We start from the raw sequence: 16,935 nt of genomic DNA, 5'->3' as shown, positions 1-16,935 counted from the left end.
TTGCATTATTTCAATAGAAGTTATAGTATCAAAATATGGAAAAGAAAATTGCAATAAAAATGTTTGAAGCATTATCGTCTGAGGTCAGATTGGATGTATACCGCTTATTAGTTAAGTATGGTGATTCAGGTTTAGTTGCAGGAGAAATAGCAACTCTACTGGATATTCCTAATACTAATTTATCCTTTCATTTAAAGGCTCTTGTACACGCTGAAATGCTATATGTAGAGCAAGAAGGAAGGTTCCTACGTTATAAAGCTAATATTGATTTAATGTTATCTTTAGTAGAATTTTTAACTGATGAATGTTGTTTTAATAACCCAAACCATTGTTTATCTATTCGAGAGAAACATCCCAAACTTAAAAATGTTTTAAGATAATTTTAGGATGTTGTATATATAATTACTCATCTAATATTTCAATACTAGTTGAATAATTGGTATATAAGCTTCTCCTGAAATATTTCAATAGTTGTTGAATAGTTGATTTATTAAAATTTAAAAATAGAGATTTATAAAATGAAAAATAATGAAGTAATTATTTATCACAATCCAGATTGTGGCACTTCAAGAAATGTTTTAGGGCTGATTAGAAATACTGGGATTGAGCCTATTATTATTGAATACTTGAAAACACCTCCTTTAAAACATGAACTAAAAAAATTAATTTTTTCTGCTGGACTGAAACCAAGTGAAGCTTTAAGAAAAAATGTTAATGAATTTGAATTAATAAAAAATCAAGTTTTAAGTGAAGAGCAGATTATTGATCATATGCTTCTAACACCAATTTTAATTAATAGGCCTTTTGTTGTTACATCTAAAGGTACAGCTCTTTGTAGACCCTCTGAAAAAGTCCTAGAAATCTTAACCAAGCCTCAATTAAATAGTTTTTATAAAGAAGATGGGGAAAAAGTAGTTTAGGTTCTTTTTAAATATCAATTGTAAGGAAATATTTATGAAAAAAATCGAAATTTTTGATCCAGCATTATGTTGCAGTACCGGCGTTTGTGGCGCAACTCCTGATGATGAATTAGTAAGAATGGCGGGAATTGTTGAATCCTTGAAGAAGAAAGGTTATCCCGTGACTCGGTATAATTTAGGTCAAGAGCCAGCGAAATTTGCTGAGAACACTCTTGTGAAAAATTTATTAGAAGCAGAGGGAAGTTCGGCGCTACCGATAGTGATCATCGATGAAGTGATCGCCTTCTCTAAAAGTTATCCTCAAGAAAAAGATCTGTTAGCGCTTTTATAGCGGTTGAACTAGGAGTTATTGATATGAATTTTATTAAACATGCCTCTCCCTTTCTATTTTTTACCGGTAAAGGCGGTGTTGGAAAAACATCTATTGCCGCCTCCACGGCTGTAACGCTGGCGGATATGGGGAAAAAGGTATTAATTGTTAGTACCGATCCTGCTTCTAATATTGCTCAAGTATTCGGGCAAAAAGTAGGTTCACATATTACCGAGATAAAGGCTGTTTCAAATCTTTCAGCGATTGAAATTAATCCTCACGATGCGGCTGAAGCCTATCGTAAAAAAATAATTGATCCTATTAAAGGCACACTTCCTGAAGATGTTATTGCCGGAATAGAAGAGCAATTATCTGGAGCATGTACCACTGAAATTGCGGCATTTGATGAGTTTACAGCACTATTAACAAATAGTGATATTAAGCGTGAATTTGATCATATTGTCTTTGATACAGCACCCACTGGTCATACTATTAGAATGCTATCGTTGCCAGGTGCTTGGAGCGAATTCTTAGAAGCTTCACCAGAAGGCGCTTCTTGTTTAGGACCTTTAGCAGGACTAGAAAAACAGAAAACTCAATATAAAGCTGCGGTTGATGCTTTAGCTGATGAAAAAATGACAACGATGGTTCTTGTCTCTCGAGCGCAAAGAAGTGCAATCAATGAGGTATCTAAAACTTTCGATGAACTGTATGCTCTTGGAATTCATAAACAATATCTCGTGATCAATGGCTTATTTCCTAAAGAAGAAGCGCAGAAGGATGAACTAGGGGCTACAATTTATGAAAGAGAGCAGAAAATTCTAAAAGCCATCCCATCAAATCTTGAGAAATTATCGATTGATTATATCCCTTTAAAACCCTTTAATTTAGTGGGGATTGATTACTTAAGATTACTGTTAAATCGTGAGAATCTCTCGTTTGAAACATTGATAACACCCGAAGCAATCAATGTTACTGTTCCCAATTTAGCAACTATGGTAGAAAAACTTGCTCAAAAGGATACGGGATTATTAATGCTAATGGGGAAGGGCGGTGTCGGGAAAACAACGATGGCCGCAGCAATTGCCGTTAAATTAGCGCAAATGGGGAAACAGGTTCATCTATCGACATCTGATCCTGCAGCACATTTAGCATCGACTTTAAATGATGAAGCGTTGAGCAATTTAACCATCAGTCGCATTGATCCTACTGCGGAAACTGAAAGATATCGTGGGGAAGTGATGAAACGCCATGGGGATAATTTAAGTGATAGTGAAAAAGCTGTTTTAGAGGAAGATTTAAGATCACCTTGTACCGAAGAGATTGCGATTTTCCAAGCATTCTCGAGAATTATCAGAGAATCTAGTAAAAAGATTGTCGTAATGGATACAGCGCCAACGGGGCATACACTACTATTATTAGATGCAACAGGTGCCTATCACAATGAAGTGATTAAGCAAATGGGTAGTAAAGGCGTTACAACGCCGATGATGCAGATTCAAGATCCCGATAAAACAAAGATTATTCTTGTGACACTTGCGGAAACAACGCCTATTACAGAAGCTCAGCATCTTGAAGAAGATTTAGGTAGAGCAGGAATTCAACCATGGGGCTGGATCGTCAATAACAGTTTAGTCAATCATCCTACTCGATCAGGACTCCTAAAAGAGCGAGCCTTGAAAGAAAAAGAGGAAATTGAAAAGGTATCAAAACGTCAAGAAAACTTAGCGCTTGTTAGGTTACAAAATGATGAGCCTGTGGGCATAGAAGGATTAAGTAAACTTTCTCATCACTGATAAGCATTCTTTTTATAAATAAATCATATATTGATAAGCTCCTTTATTAGGGGCTTATTTATCTTTTTTTAGGAAATTACTGATGATAGCAGCAATTATTATATTTATACTGACTTTGGTGTTAGTCATATGGCAACCCAAAGGTTTAGGAATTGGTTGGAGCGCATCTATTGGCGCTATATTAGCACTTTTATTTGGGGTGATTACCTTTGAGGATATTCCCCTCGTTTGGGAAATTATTTGGAATGCGACGATTACTTTTATCGCCATTATTATTATTAGTTTAATTTTAGATGAAGCAGGCTTTTTTAAATGGGCGGCCTTACATATTGCCAGATTTGGCAACGGTAATAGTCGAAAACTATTCACCTATCTAATTCTGCTCGGGGCTTTAGTTGCGGCATTCTTTGCCAATGATGGTGCGGCTCTCATTATTACACCAATCGTTATGGCCATGCTTCTATCTTTAGGCGTTAGCCGAGCAACCACACTCGCATTTGTGATGGCGGCTGGCTTTATCGCTGATACAGGAAGTTTGCCATTTATTGTTTCGAATCTTGTTAATATTGTTTCAGCGGATTATTTTGATATTAATTTTACACGTTACGCCTCTGTTATGTTGCCGGTAAATATCGTTTCTGTTGTCACAACATTAATTGTGCTCCATCTCTTTTTTAGAAGAGATACAAAATTTTCATATAACGTTCATCACCTTGAAGCACCGAAAAATTCTATTGTGGATCTAGCGACATTTAAAGCTGGATGGGGGATTTTAGTTTTCCTATTGATTGGCTTCTTCACATCTGATTATTTAGAGATTCCTATCAGTTTAATCGCCTCTATTGCCGCATTAATTTTGGCATTGATTGCTTATCGAGGAAAGAAAATCAACCTCAAAACTGTTGTAAAAGGCGCTCCTTGGCAAATCGTGATATTCTCACTAGGCATGTATCTTGTAGTTTTTGGATTACGAAATGCAGGATTAACAGATTATATTACCGATATTCTCAATCATCTTGCGGATAACGGGTTATGGGCATCCATATTTGGAACAGGGGTTCTCACCGCTATTTTATCATCTGTGATGAATAATATGCCTACAGTATTGGTCGGCGTACTCTCTATTGATGCGAGTACGGCGGCAGGACTGACTGAAGAAGCGATGGTTTATGCAAACGTAATCGGTAGTGATTTAGGTCCTAAAATAACGCCAATAGGAAGCCTCGCAACACTACTTTGGTTACATGTTTTATCTCAGAAGAACTTAAAAATCACTTGGGGATATTACTTTAAAGTCGGTATTATTTTAACCACGCCAATTTTATTAGTCACTTTAGCTGCTTTGGCCATCAGACTCTCTTTCTAATTCGAGTAGAAATTGAATATAAATACTTTTAATGAAACCTCAAGATTTATTCTGAGGTTTCATTGCGTAAGCTTACGATTAATATTAATTTGGGATCGTTATTATGAATCTATAAGAGATAGATATTTATGAGTTAGGACTGTATAAACATACTATTTAACATAATATATAGAATCAGACATTCTATATATCTTCCATCTCTCAGTGGAGGAGTACCCTCTTTGATGAGGATTCATTAGCTCAATGCGATTTTGATCTCATCTAACAATAATATTCGTGTAGCGATTTTTTATAGACTTAATAGATTTAGACTTATAGCTAGATCTATAGCATCTTCCTATTGAATGCTTATCGAATTCTTTCATCCAATTGTTAATCCATTTGTTATTTTGAGGTATGGAGATCTCTCTTCTTATTTCTTATCTCAACAAACTCAAATAGATTCATCTTCATTAGATTCACTCTTAAAAAGCAGCCTTATAAGTGGTGAGATCGATTCTTAGCTACTCTATCCGTCTTGGTAATATGCCTAATCCTAGTGGATATATTACACATTGCGTGTTGCATGCAACTGTCACATATGATAAAAATAGCTGTAAGCTAAACGAATTTATAAGTAAGGAGAGATCTTTAAATACTACTATTTATGAATCCATGAAAACTGTTCGAGGATATCGGTATCATTCCAATTTTCACGGCTACTTGATTCTTGTGTTACTAAGAGGCGTGCGGTGTTGATAATATGGCGCTCCATCTCTTTACCAGCAGTATCCGGATCACCATTAAGGATCGCTTTATGCAACTCTTGATGATCTTCAAAAGCTTCAAGACAGGTGCGTGAATGAGGAATTGTACTAGGCCCTGATAGTAATACGGTATTACGAGTATTGTCGATAATTGTAAGCGCCCTCTCTACTGCAGCGATCTTTAATAGCGCTGAGTGGTACTCTTTATCTGCTTGAAGCGTTGCTTTTGCATCATCTGCTTCTGCTGCTTTAAAGAGATTGTGATAAGCAGTATTGAGCGCTTTGAGATCATCTTCAGTACGAATCATCGCCACTTTTCTTACCAATGGAACTTCCAGCATAAGACGAATTTGAAAAGATTCTAAAAGATCTTTTAAAGAGGTGGGAAGAATACGGATGCCGCGATTGCGTTCAACCCGTACAAGACCGATATTTGCTAGCTGCTGAGCCGCTTCTCGAATCGGTGTGCGTGATGCTCCAACCCACTCCCCAATCTCTGTTGCTGAGTAGAGTTTTCCTGGTTCTAACACATTATTAAGGATCGCTTCACGTAAGAGTTCAAACGCTTGATCAGAGAGACTTTCTATTTTTTTTAGTTTTTTCATATTCAAGTATCGTAATTAAGGAGATAAATGTGTCAACCATCAACTATGCAGTGATCGGAGGAGGAATCAACGGACTCTCCGTTGCAAGACAACTTCTCATCGACTATCCCGATGCCAATGTGACCCTTTTTGAAAAGGAATCTGAGGTTGCAAGGCATCAAACAAGCCATAACTCCGGCGTTGTGCATGCAGGATTATATTATGCAAAGGGTAGCTTAAAAGCAAGGTTATGTCGAAGGGGTGTTGAGCTTGTTCGTGATTATTGTCAAACAAATGATCTCCCTTATGATCAATGTGGCAAAGTGGTGGTTGCACTCAATAAAGTGGAAGAAGAACGCCTTAAAAAACTCTTTCAAATTGCCCTTGATAATGAAGTGCCTAATGTCCGGATGCTCTATGGTGATGAGATTAAAGAGGTAGAACCTAACTGTATTGGTGTTGCTGCCCTTCACTCTCCTGAAACGGCAATTGTTAGCTATGAGGCGATTGCAAAACGAATTGCAGAAGAGATCCGTGAGCGTGGCGGAAAGATTGAGCTCAATAGCCCCATTGAGTCTATTATCAATACAGCAAATGGAAAAATTATCTTAACACTTGCCGGTGGAAAAAGAGTAGCGACAGAGTTTGATTATGCGGTCAGTTGCGCCGGCTTACAGTCAGACCGATTGGCTAAAAACTCAGGTGATATCGATACGCCTAAAATAGTTCCCTTCTTTGGTCAATATTTTGTTTTAGATGATCAATATACTCATGATGTCAAAGGGCTTATCTACCCGGTGCCGGATCCGAAATATCCATTTTTAGGGGTTCATTTTACAAAACGTATCGATGGCAAGATGACAATTGGCCCTAATGCTTTCCTCTCTAAAGGGCGAGAAAATTATGATGGTAAAGGCTTTAACTGGCGTGATATTAAAGAGTATCTCCTCTACCCTGGTTTTTGGCGCTTTGCGTTTCGTAATATTCCAGCGGCTATGCGGGAATCGAAGACTGTCTTTAGCCAACAAAACTTTATTAATGAAGCGACTAAATATGTACCTAGCCTTGCCAATATGACGGTCAAACCCGCAACTCGAGGGATTAGAGCGCAAGCGATGGAAGCAGATGGAACATTAGTGGATGACTTCGTTATTCGCCGAGATGGAAATATTACCCATATTCGTAATGCACCATCACCCGGTGCAACCTCTTCTATGGCAATTGCAGAGTATATTGTCCGCGAAGTGATGCAAGGAAAAGCGTAGTTCAGAGCGAAAGATTAAAGTGATCTTCCCTATCTGCTATTTGATGGTAGCGTGAGACGACAGGCCGTGAATTAGGGTTAAAATTCACGGCCTTTTTTGTGCTTATTGAGTTAGCCCATTCTACTAAAATAGCGATTTGATAGCGCTATTACCTTTTGATGATTTATGTAACTTAATGTTTTTTATCTTTTTGATTAATATTTTTTATATTATGAGAATAATCGATAATTAAATTAACTTTTCGTTCGATCTATAGTGTAGTAGATTGTAAATATTAATAATATAGTTTTGTGTTTAGATAAATTTTGTTAAATATTCCCTAAGGATTATTTACTTCATGAGTGGCTGTATAAATTAACCCTTTATAAAAACGAAGGCTGATTATGAATCATAATATTTTTTCTGGTTGTACAAAAAGAGAGATTAAAAAAATTCTTCTACTATTTCTATTAATATCTTCTATTCCGGGATTAACAGTTGCTCAAGAGGAGAATCGTGCGAGCGAGAATAAACATTATCAGCAGATAACACCCTCTATAGATAAGAGTGCCGAACCTTCTACAAACTTTGATAACTCTGCTGTCACGACCATTAATTTAGGGAGTTATGAGTCAGTAATTGAAGATCGAGAGACGGCTGTAGCAAGTGCGCCGGCAGATAGTTATCCCCTTTTTGGTGGAGAATCGAGTGCTACTATTAAAACTGGAGATGCGATCGCTGGAGAATCAACAGGACATTCCCGTGCTGAATCGGCGATTACCCTGCCCGCTAACATTAATTTTTCACTAAAAACCCAAGTAATAGCTTAACCCTTAAAGATGAGATAGGCTTTACCGGCTCTCTTTACGGTGGACAATCGGCCGTTGAACTAATGACAGGTGCGACTCAGGGAGATAAAGTTACTAGTGATGGCCAATATGGTTTTAGTGTTAAAAATAGTAGTCTCAATATTTATGGTGAGATGAGCATCTCCTCTCTTAAAAATCAGGTTTCTCTCCTCTCAAGTCAAAATATAATCGATTCGGTTATTGGGGGCGAAGCATTATTAGATGGGAAAACAGGAAGCGCACAAAAAGGGGATATAAAAAATCAACCGACAAGCCAAAACAGCTTATCTCGCTTGGAAAATCGGGCATCGGCCTTTACAAATATCGATAGCAATAAGATCGCTTTAGATGCTTCTGAGAATCGTATCCAATCTTCTTCAGATGCTAATCTTCTTGTGGGGGAAAAGCATCAGTACAGTTGATATCGGGCAACGCAACATCAAGAGATATCACGATCGATACAACCGAAGATATTGCTGCTGAAAACTATACTTTCGCCAATAGTTATGTGGTAGCTCGAGATTTAAATCTTAAAGCGAGCAGTAATCATGTTGAAACAACGGGTAATAGTAAAACTATCTATGGTGGAGATGCCACCTTATTACTTCAAGCCGCTGATGCGACAGCGGGAGATGTGACCTATCAAAATGGAACAAAAATATTTGCAGATGTTGATGCAAACGCAATTACTCGGGCGACAGGATCCGTCATTAATGCTAGTGACAATGCTATTTTATCAGCAGGATCAGCTAATAAGGTCGTGGGCGGAAATGCCGTTGCATCTTTAAGATCAGGGAATGCGGCGGCTGGCAATATTACTTCTAACTCAAATATTTATGACCGTAATCCTGAATATCATGATCCTGCTGATCCAGAGGGGAATTTACCTCATAAGAAAGCTTATGCCTATTCAGAAATTTATGCCGATTCCATGACACTTCAAGCCAATAAGAATCGAGTTGAAGTTGCCGATAAAGGATCTGTGAGCGATCTTATCGGTGGATATACTGCTCTCAATTTAAGGGCTGGATCAGCAACAAGTGGTGCTGTAATTCATTCAGGAGATCATGAGCAATCGAGCGATAAGATCGATGCCGGGGCCAATATCGATCTAAAAAATACAGTATTAGAAGCAAATGATAATAGTGTAAAGCTTTTAGGTACCCTTAATGATGGAGGGAATATTTATGGAGGTGATATTCACTATGCAATTACTCCCGGAAATGCGTACTTCTCCAATGGAAGTGAGATCGCGGGGCGAAATCAAGTATTGATGGATGGCACTCAAGTATCTGCGATCAATAACCTAGTGGAGTTAGGGGAGTTTGCAAAAGTTGAAAATGGTGGGCAGTTATATGGCGGCCGCCTAACTTATAATGATGCTTATAGTGCAAGCCAATATGATCTTTTTACCGGCAATAGACTTCATGTGAGTGCAAAATCGCCACTCTATTTTCAAGATGTAGCGAACTTTGAATATTATCAATTCACATTAACGCCTCAATTAGCAAATAAGAATATCGCTATTATTAATGCTGATACCATTACTTTAGGTAGCCATAATGGCAATTATGGTGATTATCAGGATAGGAATTCCAATAGACCTTCTGACATTAAAGTTGTAGGAATGCATTCTGGCGATACGTTATTAGGTGCCGGAGATCAATTTATCTTAATGCAAGCGGGAGCTGGAAAATTAACAGGGGATGCTACTGCGGGAACGGATCAAATCACTCAATTGCATCAAGGAATCTCATTAATTTATGATGTTGAAACCGTTGTTGAGTATGAGAATGATCGAGTAATTACAGTCATTAAGAGTGGAACTAATAGGCCTGATGAGCCTTCTCCTCCCGATAAGCCTAATCCCCCTGCGGTTCAGGTTAATCCAAAATTAAAAGCGATCGGTGATGGGCGCTTAGCTATGGAAGAGCTTCTTTTAAGAGGTGCTGATAATCTCACCGGCATTATGCGTAAAAACCAAGTTGATGGTTATGTTCCTTTTGCTGATTTTTATGCGGGACATTCGAAATATACCAATGGCTCAACTATTCGAGCGAATGAATATATCATTACAATGGGGGTGACCTATCAAAAGGATCGTTGGGTGATAGCGCCGATTATTGAATATGGCTGGTCTGATTATAAAACTGATACCCCTTATGGCAACCATTTAAGTAGCCGTGGTTCTGGCGATAACTATTATTATGGTCTAGGGTTGTTAAGCCGCTATAACTTTGAGAATGGTTTCTACCTTGATGGAGGAATACGTTATGGCCGAAGCCGTAATAAATTTAACTCTAAAGATTTAGCTCATGTAGTAACGAAGGAGTTAGCGAGTTATAAGATATCAAGCCCCTATTGGGGAGCGCATCTTTCTTTGGGGTATCAGATAGCTGTTGCAGAGCGACAACAATTAGATGTAAGAAAAGGGAGCGTTGTTTACACTTCCTGTTTAAAATAAAAATCTAAAACTTCATAAGGCGTTGAGCCATTTAATCCCTTATGAGGTTTTACCGTGTTATAGAAATTTAAAAATCTTTTGAGTTTTGATTTTCGATCATTACTATTTAAAAACTCTTCTTTTTCATGCCACATTTCCATTAATGTACGGATGACCCGTTCAGCTTTACCATTCTTTGTGGTCTTGCTGGTCGTGTAAATTTCTGATTAATATGATTCAATCTACACAGGTTAACAAAGGCATGATCTATCGTTCCCTTATATTCTCGTCCATTATCAGAGTAGACGCAATCAACAGTATAAGGGCATTGGGCAAGAATATCTTCCTGAAGAAATGTTGCCGCACTAAATTGTGATTTATCTTCATAAATACCAGCATATAGTTCTCTTGAGAAATCATCGATACCCACAAACAGGTATTCTCTACGACCTTTTTTAAGCTCTCCTTTAAGCAATGGTAGCCTTTTGGTATCAACATGAACCATTTCACCAGGATAGGATTTGTTGTAACGTTTAGCTTGCCTTTTTAGGCGATCCTCTATTGATTTTTCAACCTTTACAAGCCTTTTAATACCGTATTTGATGGTTTTAAAACGCTCATTAGTGCTAGTCTGTGGCTTAAATAGCCCAAGTCTGGAGAGCCTAAGAGCTTTGTAAATAGTGGGACGACTGACATTGAATCTTTGCGCAAGATAAGTAACAGTCACTTTTTCTTTGGTATAAAGACGCCAAATCTCTTCACGATGATAAGGCGTTAATCTGGTATTTTTATGCATATTCATAACAGTATTTTCTCCGAATACTGTAAACAACGCTAGTAAATCCTACAAATTAGATCTCTCCTCTACCTTTTTATGGACACGACTTAGTGGGAAGAATACCCGAATAACAGGTGATCCTATCCATTTTGGTGCAATCAACTCTAAACGACTCAATCTTGCTGCTGAGTGGCGTTACCAATATCGCCCTAATATGACTTTTAAAGCAGGAGTTGCTTATGAGTATGAATTTGATACTGATTTTAACTTCTCTACCTACCAGACTATGAAGGTTGATACAGGATCACTTAAGGGAAGTAGCGGGATTGTTAATATTGGTGCAACGCTAAAACCTTCTGAAACATCTCGATTCTCTTATGATACAAATCTTTCCGGCTATTTTGGTAAACGGAAAGGAGGCGAGATAAGTATTCGAGTCAATTATGAGCTTTAATTTATAACCCCTTATTAGTTAAAGAGCCCTAAATATTGTCTCGTCCTAAATATAAAAGACATATTTAGGGCTCTCTTTTCCACTCATCAAGATACTTTTTACATTTCAAAAAAAACGTTTCTTAAAGAAGATGCCGGCAACAATTCCACTTAAAACAACCATGATTGCAATGAGAAGCATAAATGCCTCAGGTGCATCCTGATATGGGAGAGGTACATTCATTCCATAGATGCTTGCAATTAGGGTGGGAATCGAGAGGACAATTGTCATTGCCGTTAAGAGCTTCACCACGTGACTCACATTATTTTGAATAATATTGCCATAAGCATCCATCACATTATTGGCATTAAGTTGATTGATCTCTGCAACAGAGTAAGCTTGTTCAAGTTCAATAATCGTATCATCAAATAGCTCTTGGCCATCGGCAATCAATTCTAAATGATGCTCATGATTGATCTTACGCATAAGATGAAGCATCTGCTTGAGCGATATTGTCATATCGAGAAGCCCATCATTAAGATAGAGTAATGTGTAGAGCTCAGAATTACGATATGAGCGGGATAATTCCTCCTCTGCCTCAGCAATCTCATGCTCCATGGTATGCATCAACTTTAGATAGCGTTGAGCGGTATGATGCAATAGATCGAGGGTGTTTTGAATGAGTCGCTCCTTCCCTAACCCCTGACAATTGCGAATAAAATTTTCACGTAGTTGTGGAGTCTCTACGCTACAGATGGTGACTAAATGGGTGCCAGTGAGTGCGATTCCAAAAGGAACAGTGCGATAACGAATACCATCACTATTCTTTTCAATCTCCCGATTAACCGTTGGGACATGGATAATAATGTAGGTGATCCCCTCACTCTTTTCGATCATAGGACGTGTATTTAGATCGAGCGCTTCTGCAATAAAATGGCTCGAAATACCTAGTTGGCGATTCATCTTTAGACGCTCTGCCGCTGTAGGGGCTATGACCTCAACCCAGTTATCTTGAGTAATTTCTGATTCATGATAGTAGCTATTGCGAATAAGATTTTTATAGATCTGCATCATTGTGATACCTCCGAGATATCTTTACATCTTCATATTTTCATATCTTCGTATATTTTTATATATTCATATATTCATATATTTAAGATCTGAATCAATTTTATAAATCCTCTACTGCAAACGGATATATCGTTTAAAGTAGAAAAAGACCATCAGTAATAGGCTCATACCTGCCATAATCGTTGCGACAATGATTGTCGTTGTGGGATCATCCTCATTAGGGAGTGCCACATTCATGGAGAAGATTGAGCCGATCATAGTGGGAATAATCATCACAATGGCGATTGCTGTGAGCGCTTTTAAAACAGTATTAAGATTATTATGAACAATCGCTGCATAAGCATCCATCAAGTTACTAAGGCTCTCTCGCCGCATCTCTGCAACTTCAGCCGATTGCTCAATATCGATTAAGATAGTGTCGAGGAGCTTGCGATCCTCTTCTTGAATCTTGAACGTTTTCCCCTGCATCATCTGCCGATAGAGAATCGCTAAAGCAGAGAGTGAAGTGGAGAAGAAGACAAGACTTTTACTCAACTCAATCAAGCTAAAGAGTTCTTTATTTTGATAGGAGGCGCGTAACTTCTGCTGTAATTGTGCCGCTTGATCATTGATATAACCAAGATGATCATCATAAGCTTTTGCAACAGCCTTAAAGAGTAGTAGCGTAATACGCGTCTTCATCTCTGTTTGAAATTCACCACACTCTCCGGCGATAAGTTGATCGATAATCGGATGACCACTCTTGCTCACTAAAATGAGATTGCTATCGGTATGAATAACGCCTAAAGGCTGAGTGATATAGGGAGGCTCATGCTTCTCCCCGGCCTTGGGATTCTTCACCGGTAGATTAAGGACAATAAGATAGCCCTGCTCATCTCGCTCTAAACGGGGGCGTTCATCCTGATCGAGCGCATCGATAAAGAATTTTGCCGGTAATTGAAAGTGACGTGTCATCTGTCTGATCTCATCCTCATTAGGATCAATCAAAAGAAGAAGATGATTAGGACGAATGACTGATTTTTTTATTAAGCGCTCATCGCTATTTTGGTAGATGGTTAACATTTTTATTACTCCTCTCTTTAAAAATGGGGAAGATTTCTTTCTAAAGCATTGGTGCTATATCATTCTCTTTACTCTAAAGACCAGTAAGGCGCCTAAGATGAGGATGCCGGTAATGATTGCAAGAAGCGTGAGCGCATAAGGCTCATCTTGAAATGGTAAGGGGGTATTCATGCCATAGAGCGCTGCAATTGACATAGGTATCGCCGAGATGGTGATAAAGATCGTTAAATATTGCACAGAGAGACTTAGATTATTCTTAATCAATGCGGAATAAGCATCCATCAAATTGCGCAGATTGGCATTGTAAATACGGGCTAAATTCTCTGCTTGAGCAGTCTCTACAATTAGATCTGAGAGCTGAAGATCCTGCTCATAATCGGCTTTGAGCATACTCTGCTCATAGATGACATTGAGTAATTTATAGTTATGCTTCAATGCTTTTGCAAAGAAGAGAAAGCTCTTGTTGTAGTTGAGAAGTTGATAGACCGATTGGTTATTAAAAGTTCTTTTTAATGCCTCTTCCATCTGCGTTGTCTCTCTTTCAACCTCTTTTGTTGCCAGAATAAAGCCCTCTGTTGTTAATGCTAAGAGGCGATAGACAAAGCTTGTCACATCTAAAAATGCCCATTTCACAAGATACTCATGCTCAAGATGCATTAAGAGCGTTGTCTCATCTTCTAAAATCGTCACCACCTTATTACCCTTAATTAAGATCGTTAAAAGGGTCACTTGATAAGGAATCGGAGAGTAAGGGAGATTTCTTTTAGGAATATGGAGCCTTAAGAGAAGTAGATCTCCGATCTTTTTCTGCAAGCTGCTACGAGGTTGATTGAGCGTATCGAGTGGTAGATCGAGAGAATGGAGGAGTCTGTCAACCTTCTCTCTACTCGGTGCAACAAGATTGATCCAAAGAGTCTTAGCGCTTTGCTTCTCTTCATGCCGAGCGGTGCTATTGAGTAGAATGTCTTGATAGGTTGGGTTGATCGCCATGATAGAACTCCTTTCTGTTGGTGATTCTTGGTCCCCTTGCTCTATACAAGAGGTAAAACAGGTTTGGAGAGGCTATAGATACAAAAAAAGCGCACCTCAATGACGAAGGCGCGCTTTTTTATGGAGATACGTTCAAAATGAGCGATCTCGCTTTAGCACGATCTTAATTGACTCAAAAAAGATTCGATAATGACCATTATCCTATCGATTTCCGTTGAGTCCGATCTTCCTCCATTCATTGAGCTTTAGCACTGTACGGCATAAGATCAATCAATTGAGAAAAATCATTTTCTATTCTGATTGACTAGCTACGTTATAAACCACCTTAATTCGATAGTTTCTGTTCAAACCCATTGGCGTCTTTGGACGTTTCTGGGCAGTAGCATGTCTCCGTACAGGAGCCTCACCTAACGAGGTATATGTAATATGTTGGAACAGATCATAGTCTCAACAATAGATCATTGTCAAGTTTTATGAAGTTTTAAGATCTATTCTCTACCCATTTTCCCTGCTTGCATCTCCCAAAATGAGGCATAAAGCCCCCCTTTTTTCAGCAATGATTGATGGGTTCCCTGTTCGACAATCTGCCCCTCTTTCATCACAATTAAGCGATCCATTTTAGCGATGGTCGAAAGGCGATGGGCAATTGCGATGACGGTCTTTCCCGCCATCAGCTGCTCGAGATTCTCCTGGATGACACTCTCTGATTCTGAGTCAAGCGCGGAGGTCGCTTCATCGAGAATTAAGATCGGCGCATTTTTAAGCAAGACGCGAGCAATGGCAATACGTTGTCGCTGTCCACCAGAGAGTTTAACTCCACTCTCACCAACTAATGCATCGAGCCCTTTTTGCCCATATTGATCCACTAATTCACGCACAAACTGCTCGGCATGTGTCTTTCTGAGAGCTTCATAGAGCATCTCATCGGTGGCATGAGGATTGCCATAGAGTAGATTGTCTCGAATCGATCGGTGGAAAAGAGTCGGCTCTTGGGTCACAACACCAATTTTTTGGCGTAAAGAATCTTGCGTAAATTGTGTAATATTCTCCCCATCAATTAATATCTCTCCCTGATCGATATCGTATAGTCGTAAGAGAATCTGCGTTAATGTGGTTTTGCCGGCACCAGATGGCCCAACAAGCCCAATTTTCTCTCCTGGATGAATCATCAAGTTGAGATTGTGATAGATCGGTTTCTCTTGATGGTAATTAAAATGAACATTGCGGAAGGTGATCTCCCCTTTTACCCGTTCTAATCTTTTTGCATCAGGATGATCTTGCACTTCTCTGCGTTGTGCAATGACCTTAATTCCATCTTGAACATTTCCAATATCCTCAAAAATATGGCTAATAACTCGCATGACCCAGCTCGACATAGTGTTAATCCGAATCACAAGACTCATCGTAAAAGCAATTGCTCCTGCGGTAATCAGTGATGCACCCCATAGATAGAGGGAAAGAAGAATGGTTGTGGCGATAAGAATGCTGTTTAGCACCATTAAAGTAAGATCCATCATGGTTGAGAGTTGAGTTGATCGAAGTGCGGCATCTGTCTGCTTCTGCATTACAGATTGAGCATCCGCCTCATCTTTTTCCGAATGGGAGAAGAGTTTTAGCGTTGTAATATTGCTATAGCTATCGACAATATGTCCCATCAATCGAGAGCGCGCTTTTGCGGAGATATGGGAGCGATGGCGCGTTCTGGGTAGAAAGTAGCGCAGAATAAAGCTATAGAGCACAATCCAAATTAAGATCGGAAGCGCTAACCAAGGATTCATCTCAAAAAAGAGGATAATCGTTGTAACGGCATAGATCACAATTCGCCACATGGAATCTGTCGACATGATGACGGAGTTACGGATCGATTGCCCCGTATTCATCACTCGGCTAGCTATACCGCCGGAAAGACTGCTATGAAAAAAGTTGAGACTCTGCTTTACCACATACCGATGTTGTTGCCAGCGAATCATCGAGGTAAAGTTGGTCGTGAGAGATTGATTGATAAGGAGATTGTGTAAAAATGAGGCTAAAGGGCGAAAAAGAAGAATTACCGATAACATCACAATAAAGGTCCAACGATGCTCTGCCCAAAGCTCTGCCGGTGTGTCGACACTATCAACAAGATCCACAATTTCCCCAATATATTTAAAGAGAAAGATCTCCAATGTTGAGACAAAAAATCCTGTCACAAGGAGTGTAACAAAGACCCATTTAACCTGGCTAATATAGTGCCAATAGAAGGCGAATAACGTTTTAGGAGGCGCCTTATCGGGGTGTGATTTAAAAGGGTCGATAAGGGATTCAAAACGTTGGAGAATTTTCATAAAGGGCCATTATAAAAGTA

General features: G+C 38.9%; 15 protein-coding genes, 1 pseudogene and 1 riboswitch. Of the genes and pseudogenes, 10 read left to right on the top strand and 6 right to left on the bottom strand.

Features of this window, described 5'->3' with window-relative positions; all coding sequences use genetic code 11:
• Window positions 1-35 precede the first annotated feature (35 nt).
• From DC077_RS01940 to DC077_RS01920, 5 genes are all read left to right on the top strand, one after another.
• Complete coding sequence (locus tag DC077_RS01940) at window positions 36-380, top strand: ArsR/SmtB family transcription factor (protein ID WP_109201074.1); 345 nt, start codon at window positions 36-38, stop codon at window positions 378-380.
• A 138-nt stretch (window positions 381-518) separates the two neighbouring features.
• The gene (locus tag DC077_RS01935) at window positions 519-920 is read left to right on the top strand and encodes an ArsC/Spx/MgsR family protein (RefSeq protein WP_109201073.1); all 402 of its coding nucleotides are present in this window, start codon (window positions 519-521) and stop codon (window positions 918-920) included.
• 34 nt (window positions 921-954) lie between these two features.
• Window positions 955-1,251: an arsenite efflux transporter metallochaperone ArsD gene (gene arsD, locus DC077_RS01930; protein ID WP_109201072.1), complete on the top strand. Its 297-nt coding sequence runs from the start codon at window positions 955-957 to the stop codon at window positions 1,249-1,251.
• 23 nt (window positions 1,252-1,274) lie between these two features.
• Window positions 1,275-3,026: an arsenical pump-driving ATPase gene (gene arsA, locus DC077_RS01925; RefSeq protein ID WP_109201071.1), complete on the top strand. Its 1,752-nt coding sequence runs from the start codon at window positions 1,275-1,277 to the stop codon at window positions 3,024-3,026.
• Between the two features lie 82 nt (window positions 3,027-3,108).
• Complete coding sequence (locus DC077_RS01920) at window positions 3,109-4,392, top strand: arsenic transporter (RefSeq protein ID WP_109201070.1); 1,284 nt, start codon at window positions 3,109-3,111, stop codon at window positions 4,390-4,392.
• Between the two features lie 640 nt (window positions 4,393-5,032).
• Here the strand turns inward: DC077_RS01920 and DC077_RS01915 are convergent.
• Window positions 5,033-5,743 carry a GntR family transcriptional regulator gene (locus DC077_RS01915; protein WP_109201069.1) on the bottom strand — a complete coding sequence of 237 codons (711 nt, stop codon included), beginning with the start codon at window positions 5,741-5,743 and terminating at the stop codon, window positions 5,033-5,035.
• Window positions 5,744-5,772: 29 nt separating this feature from the next.
• Between DC077_RS01915 and lhgO the strand changes: the two genes are divergently transcribed.
• The 4 genes from lhgO (at window position 5,773) to DC077_RS01895 (ending at window position 10,278) form a co-directional block, all read left to right on the top strand.
• On the top strand, window positions 5,773-6,987 hold the full coding sequence (lhgO, locus tag DC077_RS01910; protein WP_109201068.1) for an L-2-hydroxyglutarate oxidase: 1,215 nt from the start codon (window positions 5,773-5,775) through the stop codon (window positions 6,985-6,987).
• A gap of 383 nt (window positions 6,988-7,370) precedes the next feature.
• Window positions 7,371-7,796 (top strand): hypothetical protein, encoded by a 426-nt coding sequence (locus tag DC077_RS01905; protein ID WP_109201067.1) that lies wholly within the window; start codon window positions 7,371-7,373, stop codon window positions 7,794-7,796.
• Window positions 7,797-7,858: 62 nt separating this feature from the next.
• The gene (locus DC077_RS01900; protein WP_109217815.1) at window positions 7,859-8,236 is read left to right on the top strand and encodes a hypothetical protein; all 378 of its coding nucleotides are present in this window, start codon (window positions 7,859-7,861) and stop codon (window positions 8,234-8,236) included.
• Window positions 8,233-10,278, top strand: a complete 2,046-nt coding sequence (locus tag DC077_RS01895; protein WP_109217814.1) for an autotransporter outer membrane beta-barrel domain-containing protein — start codon at window positions 8,233-8,235, stop codon at window positions 10,276-10,278. Before DC077_RS01900 ends, DC077_RS01895 begins: the two co-directional genes overlap by 4 nt.
• On the opposite strand, the pseudogene DC077_RS01890 reads toward DC077_RS01895, so the two are convergent.
• A pseudogene (locus DC077_RS01890) lies at window positions 10,257-11,059 on the bottom strand (integrase core domain-containing protein). The gene DC077_RS01895 and the pseudogene DC077_RS01890 sit on opposite strands and share 22 nt — an antisense overlap.
• A gap of 190 nt (window positions 11,060-11,249) precedes the next feature.
• Here DC077_RS01890 and DC077_RS01885 point away from each other — a divergent pair.
• The gene (locus DC077_RS01885; protein WP_109201065.1) at window positions 11,250-11,489 is read left to right on the top strand and encodes a hypothetical protein; all 240 of its coding nucleotides are present in this window, start codon (window positions 11,250-11,252) and stop codon (window positions 11,487-11,489) included.
• 105 nt (window positions 11,490-11,594) lie between these two features.
• Here the strand turns inward: DC077_RS01885 and DC077_RS01880 are convergent, their stop codons facing one another.
• From DC077_RS01880 to DC077_RS01865, 4 genes are all read right to left on the bottom strand, one after another.
• Window positions 11,595-12,542, bottom strand: a complete 948-nt coding sequence (locus tag DC077_RS01880; RefSeq protein WP_239990207.1) for a magnesium transporter CorA family protein — start codon at window positions 12,540-12,542, stop codon at window positions 11,595-11,597.
• 108 nt (window positions 12,543-12,650) lie between these two features.
• Window positions 12,651-13,601 carry a magnesium transporter CorA family protein gene (locus DC077_RS01875; RefSeq protein WP_109201064.1) on the bottom strand — a complete coding sequence of 317 codons (951 nt, stop codon included), beginning with the start codon at window positions 13,599-13,601 and terminating at the stop codon, window positions 12,651-12,653.
• A gap of 54 nt (window positions 13,602-13,655) precedes the next feature.
• Entirely contained in the window at window positions 13,656-14,591 is a 936-nt protein-coding gene (locus DC077_RS01870) for a magnesium transporter CorA family protein (protein WP_109201063.1), read from the bottom strand.
• Window positions 14,592-14,813: 222 nt separating this feature from the next.
• A riboswitch (M-box (ykoK) riboswitch) is annotated at window positions 14,814-15,013 on the bottom strand.
• A 66-nt stretch (window positions 15,014-15,079) separates the two neighbouring features.
• Window positions 15,080-16,915: an ABC transporter ATP-binding protein gene (locus DC077_RS01865; RefSeq protein WP_109201062.1), complete on the bottom strand. Its 1,836-nt coding sequence runs from the start codon at window positions 16,913-16,915 to the stop codon at window positions 15,080-15,082.
• Window positions 16,916-16,935: the final 20 nt, after the last annotated feature.

Source organism: Ignatzschineria cameli, from assembly GCF_003121895.1.
In the GTDB taxonomy this organism is placed as follows: domain Bacteria; phylum Pseudomonadota; class Gammaproteobacteria; order Cardiobacteriales; family Wohlfahrtiimonadaceae; genus Ignatzschineria; species Ignatzschineria cameli.
The sequence above is the reverse complement of the archived record's forward strand: the minus strand, read 5'-3'. Positions and strand labels throughout refer to the sequence as shown.

Excerpts from the sequence above, each read along its gene's own strand:
- DC077_RS01915 (WP_109201069.1), bottom strand. The coding sequence starts at position 5,743 with ATGAAAAAACTAAAAAAAATAGAAAGTCTCTCTGATCAAGCGTTTGAA.
- DC077_RS01900 (WP_109217815.1), top strand. The coding sequence starts at position 7,859 with ATGACAGGTGCGACTCAGGGAGATAAAGTTACTAGTGATGGCCAATAT.
- DC077_RS01935 (WP_109201073.1), top strand. The coding sequence starts at position 519 with ATGAAAAATAATGAAGTAATTATTTATCACAATCCAGATTGTGGCACT.
- DC077_RS01880 (WP_239990207.1), bottom strand. The coding sequence starts at position 12,542 with ATGATGCAGATCTATAAAAATCTTATTCGCAATAGCTACTATCATGAA.
- DC077_RS01865 (WP_109201062.1), bottom strand. The coding sequence starts at position 16,915 with ATGAAAATTCTCCAACGTTTTGAATCCCTTATCGACCCTTTTAAATCA.
- DC077_RS01940 (WP_109201074.1), top strand. The coding sequence starts at position 36 with ATGGAAAAGAAAATTGCAATAAAAATGTTTGAAGCATTATCGTCTGAG.
- DC077_RS01905 (WP_109201067.1), top strand. The coding sequence starts at position 7,371 with ATGAATCATAATATTTTTTCTGGTTGTACAAAAAGAGAGATTAAAAAA.
- DC077_RS01875 (WP_109201064.1), bottom strand. The coding sequence starts at position 13,601 with ATGTTAACCATCTACCAAAATAGCGATGAGCGCTTAATAAAAAAATCA.
- DC077_RS01870 (WP_109201063.1), bottom strand. The coding sequence starts at position 14,591 with ATGGCGATCAACCCAACCTATCAAGACATTCTACTCAATAGCACCGCT.
- arsA (WP_109201071.1), top strand. The coding sequence starts at position 1,275 with ATGAATTTTATTAAACATGCCTCTCCCTTTCTATTTTTTACCGGTAAA.
- arsD (WP_109201072.1), top strand. The coding sequence starts at position 955 with ATGAAAAAAATCGAAATTTTTGATCCAGCATTATGTTGCAGTACCGGC.
- DC077_RS01920 (WP_109201070.1), top strand. The coding sequence starts at position 3,109 with ATGATAGCAGCAATTATTATATTTATACTGACTTTGGTGTTAGTCATA.
- DC077_RS01885 (WP_109201065.1), top strand. The coding sequence starts at position 11,250 with ATGACTTTTAAAGCAGGAGTTGCTTATGAGTATGAATTTGATACTGAT.